Below are 7,052 nucleotides of genomic sequence, written 5' to 3'. Positions count from 1 at the left end.
CTGCCACAGCGCGGAACACCTGCTGCATCTGCAACGGCTTGCGCAGCACATGCACCTCGATGCCATCAGGGAATGCATCGGCCGGAACGTTCACTGACGCGTCTTCCAGCACCAGCGCCGGCCCCCGGTAACCCAGTCCGGCCATTTCGCCCAGCAGCTGGCTGGCCGGCAGCAGTTTGGAGCCGGCATCGGCGATCACCAGCGCCGGCATCGCCTCCTGCTGCATCCAGCGCAACGCCGCCGGGCCATCGGAAGCCAGCTGCAGCTGATATCCCTGGCTGGACAGCGCGTTGCCCAGCAGCGACAGGCGCGTGGCTTCGCCATCGACCACCAGGATCGACTGGCCACTGCCCAGTGCCACCAGCTGCTCGATCGGCTCGCCGCTCTCGATGGCGTCACGCATCGGCAGGCGCAGCTCGAAACAGGTGCCCTGCCCCGGCTGGCTGGTGACCGTGATGCTGCCGCCAGCACCTTCGACGATGCGCTTGCAGGAAATCAGGCCCAGGCCGGTACCGTCCGCCTTGGTGGTGAAGAAGGGATTGAACAGATGCGAGAGCGTATCGGCATCCATGCCGATGCCTTCATCGGCCACGGCGATGCGCATCCAGTCCACACCGTCGCGCTCGCCGGCATGGCTTGCGGTCAGGCTCAGGCGGCCGCCGCTGGGCATCGCCTGGATTGCATTGAGTGCCAGGTTCAACAGCACCTGCTGCAGCTCGGTGTAGTTCGCATCGACCGCAAGGCCCTCGTCTTCCACCTGCAGGTGCAGGCGCACCGCATCGGGCACGTTGCTGCGCAGCAGCAGCGCCACCGCGTCGAACAGGCCGTCGATCTGCACGCGTTCGCTGGGCTTGCGCGAGCCACGGACGAACGACAACATCGATTCCGCCATTTCATGACCGCGGCGGCCGCACTCGGCGATCACATCCGCAAGGTGGTGCAGCTGCGGATCATCGGTGCGCGCCTTCAGCAGGTCCGGCATGATCAGCAGCGGCTGCAGGATGTTGCGCAGGTCGTGGCTGAGGCCAGCGGCGAGCAGCGAAAGGCTTTCCAGCCGTTGCGCGCGCATCAGCTCGGTCTCCACGCGCGAACGCTCCACCGCGCTGCGCGCCTCGCGGATCGCACGGGCCACCGCCGACGGCAAGCGCGCCGGCTGGTGCTTGATGATGTAGTCGTTGGCGCCCTTCTGCAGCGCCGCCACTGCATTCTCCTCACCCATCGTGCCCGAGACGAAGATGAAGGGAACATCCGGCGCCGTCTCGCGCACGATGCGCAAGGCATCGTCGCCGGAGAAACCAGGCATGCTCAGGTCGGACAGCACGATATCCGGCTGGAAGGAGGCCAGCGCCTGGCGCAGTTCCGCCTCGCTCTCAACGCGCTCGAAGCGGGCTTCCAGGCCCGCATCCAGCATCTGTTCGGACATCAGCTCGGCGTCTTCAGGCGAATCCTCCACCAGCAGGATGCGCAGTGCCCCGAGGGAGGGACCGGTCAGGGGCATGGGCTTACTCGAGTTCCGGTGCCTGGTTGATCAGTGCCCAGAACTTGCCCAGGGTCTGCACGGCACCGAAGAACTGGTCCACGTCCACCGGCTTGACCACGTAGGCGTTCACGCCCATGTCCCAGCTGCGGGCCAGATCGCTCTCTTCGCGCGAGGACGACAGGATCACCACGGGAAGGCGCTTGAGCTCCTCGTGCTCACGGATCTGCCGCAGCACTTCCAGGCCATCCATGCGCGGCATCTTGATGTCCAGCAGCAGCACCGCCGGCAGGCCCTCCTCGCGGCTGGCGAAGGTACCGCGCCGCAGCAGGTAGTCCATGACCTCCACGCCGTCCTCGACGTGCACGATGGGATTGGCCAGGCGGGCTTCCTGCAGGGCGTCGATCGCCATCTCGGCATCGGCCGGGCTGTCTTCGGCAAGAAGGATGGTGCGCAGAGTCGTCATGCGGAGGGACCTTGTTTGTCCGCGTCGAGCGCGGGAGGCAGGTAGAAGTGGAAGGTTGCGCCGGCGTCCGGCTCGGCTTCGGCCCAGACCCGGCCTCCATGACGGGTCAGCACGCGGCGTACGCTGGCCAGGCCGATGCCGGTACCGGGGTAATCACTGGCCTTGTGCAGGCGCTGGAACACGCCGAACAGCTTTCCGGCATAGGCCATGTCAAAGCCTGCACCATTGTCGCTGACCGTGAACTGATGGCCGCCATCGGGCTGCGGCTGGTAATCCACGCGGATCTTCGCCGGTTCGCGGTTGCTGGAATACTTGACCGCGTTGCCGAGCAGGTTCAGCCACACCTGGCGCATCATGTTCTCATCGGCCACCACGATCGGCAGCGGTGCGATGTTCCATTCGACGTGATGGACCTGGCCACTGCTTTCAGCCTCGGCCTGCAGGTTGGAATCGAGCATCGCACGGGTATCGGACACCAGCGACTGCATGTCCACTGCCTGCTGGCGCATCGCTGCGCGCCCCAGCCGCGAATAGACCAGCAGATCGTCGATCAGCGTCGCCATGCGCCGCGCCGAGCTGGAGATCACCCCAAGGTAATGCAGGCTCTTCTCGTCGGCGCTCTCGCCCAGGTGGCGCGACAGCTTGTCGGAGAAGCCGGCAACGTGGCGCAGCGGCGCGCGCAGGTCATGCGACACCGAATAGCTGAATGCTTCCAGCTCGCGATTGACCTCCGAGACCTGCGCCACCTTGCCTTCCAGCTGGCGGTTCAGTTCCTCCACACGCGACTGCACGGCGCGCTGCACGGTGACATCGCTGACGGTCAGCAACACCACTTCATCGTCGGTATCCGGCAGCGGCATGCGCCGCGCGTTGAGCAGCATGTAGCGCACCACGCCCTCGGAGGTGCGCTGTTCGTGCTCGAAGTCCCACAGCTCGCGCCCGCGCAGCAGCACATCGACCAGGCGCTGGCGCACGACGGCGTCCCGCCAGGCGCCGTCGCCGACGTCATCCAGCAGCAGGCCATCGGCACGTTCGTCCTGCAGGCCGTACAACTCGGCAAAGGCCGGATTGTGCAGCTGCACGCGCAGCTCGCGGTCGAGCAGCACGATCGGCTCACGCACGGTCTGCAGTACTGAGGCAGCGCGCGCGGCCGAGCGCAGCGACTGCCGTTCGGCCTGCAGGCGCCGACCGATCTGCCGCTGCAGCAGCCAGAGCACCAGGCCAAGCAGCGCCAGCTGTACCACCAGCGAGCTCCACGACACGAATTCGGTCTGCCTGCGCTGCCGCGCAGCCTGTTCGGCCCGCTCGGCCAGCAGCGCCTGCTCGCTGTTCTGCAGCTCTTCAACCACGCTGCGGATCGGGTAACGGGTACTCAGGTCCTGTACCAGCGCGCGCTGATCGCTGTTCGGTTCGGCCTTGGCCAGCGCGCGCGCCACCGCCAGCCGCCCTTCCAGCATGGACTCGATGCGACCGATGCGGATCAGCTGCTCAGGATTATCGCGTGTCATCCGGCCCAGCTCTGCGAGTCGGCCGGGAATCTCGTTGGCCTTGGCCATGCGCTCGCGCAGACCGGGCGCGTCCACGCCCTTGGACAGCGTCAACGCCGCCGACTCGACATCGCGCACATCGGCCTGCAACTGTTGGAGCGCCACGCCAACCGCCTGCGTATGCGTCACCCAGGCCATGGCTTCTTCGTTCTCACGCTGAAGCTTGCGCTGGGTCAACCACGGCACGACGATGATCGCGGCGGCGGCCAGCGCCAAGGCCGGCAATCGCCAGCGATCCCAGATGTCGTCACTGAACACCAGCGCCATAGTTCCTCATCAGCACGGCCGCAGAGGGATGGGCCCGGACAGGCCCAGCTGCGGCGGAACCGGCAATATAGCGCAGGCGGTCACACCTCTGGAACGTCTGGCCCCGGCAGCTGAACGGTCCAGAAAACATCATGGGTGGAGCCGGGACTGGCCCGGCTCCACCGTCATGCAGCTGTATTGCAGCGCCCGACGGGGCGGCGCCCGGGATCAGCGCTTGGCGGCCGCATTGACCTTCAACGCGCTGGCATCAACGCGGGTGACGCCCTTGATGCCCTTGGCCGTGGTGACGGCCTTGTCATGCTCGGCCTGGGTCGCCACCGTGCCACTGAGGCTGACGACGCCATTCACGGTTTCCACCTTGACCTCGGTGCCCGGCACATTGCTGCTGGCCAGCAGGTCGGCCTTCACCTTGGTGGTGATCCAGGTGTCGGTCACCGGCTCGTTGGAGTCGTGGCGATCAGCGTGGGTCATCGCCGAATGGTCGGTGGCAGGCGGACTCTTGGCTGACGGATCCTTGGCGAATGCAGCCGAGGAGGACAGCGCCAGGCCCAGGGTGAGGGCCGAAGCAATCAGCGTACGGGTCGGGTTGTTCATCGTGTGTTACCTCCTGCGGAATGTGGGGCCAGTGTGGCCGCAGCGCCGTGCAGCAGGCGTGGCGCTACGGTCACGCCGCCGTGAATCGCGCCGGTTTTCAACGCAACCGTTCAGCTTTGGATCCTGGCCCCCGTCGTTTACCCTGCATGCCTGATCTGCGCGGAGCACTGCCATGCGCCCTGACCTGCAACTGGCCCTGATCGGGTACGGCCTTGCCGGCCGCGTTTTCCACGCGCCGCTGATCCAGCACACCCCGGGACTGACCCTGCACAGCGTGGTCAGTTCGCAGCGCGACCTGCTGCTGCGCACGTTCAGCGATGTACACGTGCGCGCGGCACCCCAGGACGTATTCGACGATCCGGCGGTGGACGCGGTGGTGATTGCCACGCCGAATGACCAGCACGCACCATTGGCGATGGCAGCGCTGGCCGCAGGCAAGCATGTGCTGGTGGACAAACCCTTCGCACTGGACGTGGCCGAAGCCGAAGCCGTGCTGGCGGCGGCGCGCGATGCAGACCGCATCGTCACGGTGTTCCAGAATCGCCGTTTCGACGCCGATTTCCTGACGTTGCAGGCCTTGCTGGCCGAAGGTGCGCTCGGCGAAGTCGCCGAATGCCATGCGCATTTCGATCGCTACCGCCCGCACGTGCGCGAGCGCTGGCGGGAGCAGGAGGGGCCTGGCAGTGGCCTGTGGTATGACCTTGCACCGCATCTGCTGGATCAGATGCTGGTGCTGTTCGGCTGGCCGCAGGCGATCGACGCGGACCTGGCGGTGCAGCGCGAAGGCGGCAGCGGCATCGATTACTTCCATGCGGTGCTGCATTACCCGAGGCACCGCGCGATCCTCCATGCCGGTTCGCTGGTGGCGGCACCGACGCCCCGGTTCGCCGTGCACGGCAGCCGCGCCAGCTGGATCAAGCAGGGCCTGGACGTACAGGAAGCACAGCTGCGCCGCGGCGTTGCGCCGGGCGCGCCGGGCTGGGGCATCGACCCGCGTCACGGCGAGCGGGTGTACTGCGATGCCGAGGACAACGTGCAACGCAGCACGGTCGACAACCTGCCGGGCGACTATCGCCGCCTGTATGCCCAGTTCGCTGCGGCGATGCAGGGTGACGGTGAACCCACGGTCAGCCCATTGCAGGCGCTGCAGGTAATGCGCTTGCTGCAGGCTGGCAGGGACAGCGCTTACGAGGCCCGGCGCATCGCACTGAACTGATCGCGGTCCGCGGCCCGGAACCCCACGGCAGCGCCGAAGGGCTCCGTTCCTGGCGCTTACGACTTCTTGATCGCATGCCCACCGAACTCGTTGCGCATCGCCGCCAGCAGGCGGTCAGTGAACGAATTCGACTCGCGCGACCGCAGGCGTTCCAGCAGCGAGAGCGTGATCACCGGCGCCGGCACATCCAGCGCGATCGCTTCGGCCACGGTCCAGCGGCCTTCACCGGAATCCTCCACGTAGGGGGCGATGCCATCCAGCGACGGATTGCGCTTGAGCGCCTCGGCACTCAGGTCCAGCAACCACGAACGCACCACGCTGCCATGGCGCCAGACCTCGGCAACCTGCGCCAGGTCCAGCTCCATGTCCTGCTTGCGTTCCATCAGTGCGAAGCCTTCGGCGTAGGCCTGCATCATTCCGTACTCGATGCCGTTGTGGACCATCTTGGTGAAATGGCCCGCACCGGGAGGACCGACGCGTGCCCAACCCCGATCCTCCGCCGGCGCCAGTGTGCGCAGCAGCGGCGCAACCTGCTCCACCACCTTCGCCTCACCGCCGACCATCAGGCTGTAGCCCTCCTGCAGGCCCCAGATGCCGCCGCTGGTGCCGCAGTCGACGTAGCCCAGGTCGTCCTCGGCCAGCGCCTTGGCGCGGCGGATCGAGTCCTGGTAATTGGAGTTTCCGCCGTCAATGACGATGTCACCCTCGGCCAGGTGCGGGGTCAGCTGGCCGAGCGTCTGGTCGACCGTTTCGCCCGCCGGCACCATCAACCACAGCACGCGCGGCACCGGCAGCGCGGCGACCGCGGCGGCCAGCGAATCGACTACTTCGATGCCGGCCTCCGCGGCGCGCTGGCGGGCGCCTTCGCCCGGGTCGTAGCCGACCACGCGGTGGCCGCCGCGATGCAGGCGCTGGGCCATGTTGGCGCCCATGCGGCCAAGGCCGATCATTGCAATATCCATTGTTTCACCTTCAGTTGGGGTCTAGGGTCAGGCTGCCTGGCCTGCCGGTTGACGCACAGTGGCGCAGCTGCGCCTCGCGCCAACGCCGGTAGAGCGTGGTATGCAGATTGTGCACCGCCAGGTCGATCGAAAACGGCGTTCGTGGATTGCGGTCGAGCAGCCGGGCGATGTGGTAGCCGATAGGACGTATACCGCGCGGATGCACGTAGATCACGAACTGCTGGTAGAACGGATCGTCCAGCACCTGGTCCATGCGTGCCAGGCGGGCGTGGTAGCGCGCTGGAAGGCGCGCCCGCAGTCCGGGGTCGCGTTCGAACAGGAGCCGCTCGAAATAGCGCCGCCCCACCCGCGGCAGCCCCTGCGCCAGTTGCCACAGCTCGGCGTTGCGCTGGTCGTACCAGGCCAGGCCTCCGTGGCGGGCAAGCGCCTGTGCTGCATCCGGCCCGACGTCGACAACGACGAAGTTCTCGGCCTGGTTGCTCAGATCGTCCAGCGTGCTCTTGTCGTACACGTGTTCGATGAA

General features: G+C 66.8%; 6 protein-coding genes and 1 pseudogene. 1 reads left to right on the top strand and 6 read right to left on the bottom strand.

Annotated features, from left to right (window positions below; genetic code table 11):
* From QMZ25_RS18035 to QMZ25_RS18020, 4 genes are all read right to left on the bottom strand, one after another.
* Positions 1 to 1,498 (bottom strand): ATP-binding protein (locus QMZ25_RS18035; RefSeq protein WP_283220064.1); only part of this gene is annotated, 1,498 nt, incomplete at its 3' end.
* A 4-nt stretch (positions 1,499 to 1,502) separates the two neighbouring features.
* The gene (locus QMZ25_RS18030) at positions 1,503 to 1,943 is read right to left on the bottom strand and encodes a response regulator (protein ID WP_053519303.1); all 441 of its coding nucleotides are present in this window, start codon (positions 1,941 to 1,943) and stop codon (positions 1,503 to 1,505) included.
* Positions 1,940 to 3,757 (bottom strand): ATP-binding protein, encoded by a 1,818-nt coding sequence (locus QMZ25_RS18025; protein WP_053519305.1) that lies wholly within the window; start codon positions 3,755 to 3,757, stop codon positions 1,940 to 1,942. Before QMZ25_RS18025 ends, QMZ25_RS18030 begins: the two co-directional genes overlap by 4 nt.
* A 207-nt stretch (positions 3,758 to 3,964) precedes the next feature.
* Positions 3,965 to 4,351, bottom strand: a complete 387-nt coding sequence (locus QMZ25_RS18020) for a BON domain-containing protein (RefSeq protein WP_111186190.1) — start codon at positions 4,349 to 4,351, stop codon at positions 3,965 to 3,967.
* Positions 4,352 to 4,523: 172 nt separating this feature from the next.
* Here QMZ25_RS18020 and QMZ25_RS18015 point away from each other — a divergent pair, with 172 nt between their 5' ends.
* Positions 4,524 to 5,567: an oxidoreductase gene (locus QMZ25_RS18015; protein ID WP_128989995.1), complete on the top strand. Its 1,044-nt coding sequence runs from the start codon at positions 4,524 to 4,526 to the stop codon at positions 5,565 to 5,567.
* A gap of 56 nt (positions 5,568 to 5,623) precedes the next feature.
* Here the strand turns inward: QMZ25_RS18015 and gnd are convergent, their stop codons facing one another.
* Both gnd and QMZ25_RS18005 read right to left on the bottom strand, forming a co-directional pair.
* On the bottom strand, positions 5,624 to 6,529 hold the full coding sequence (gene gnd, locus QMZ25_RS18010; RefSeq protein WP_053519312.1) for a phosphogluconate dehydrogenase (NAD(+)-dependent, decarboxylating): 906 nt from the start codon (positions 6,527 to 6,529) through the stop codon (positions 5,624 to 5,626).
* A gap of 10 nt (positions 6,530 to 6,539) precedes the next feature.
* Positions 6,540 to 7,052 (bottom strand): annotated as a pseudogene (locus QMZ25_RS18005) (hypothetical protein); the annotation flags it as partial.

Source organism: Stenotrophomonas sp. RS-48 (genome assembly GCF_030053245.1).
Lineage (GTDB): Bacteria > Pseudomonadota > Gammaproteobacteria > Xanthomonadales > Xanthomonadaceae > Stenotrophomonas > Stenotrophomonas maltophilia_P.
The sequence above is the reverse complement of the archived record's forward strand: the minus strand, read 5'-3'. Positions and strand labels throughout refer to the sequence as shown.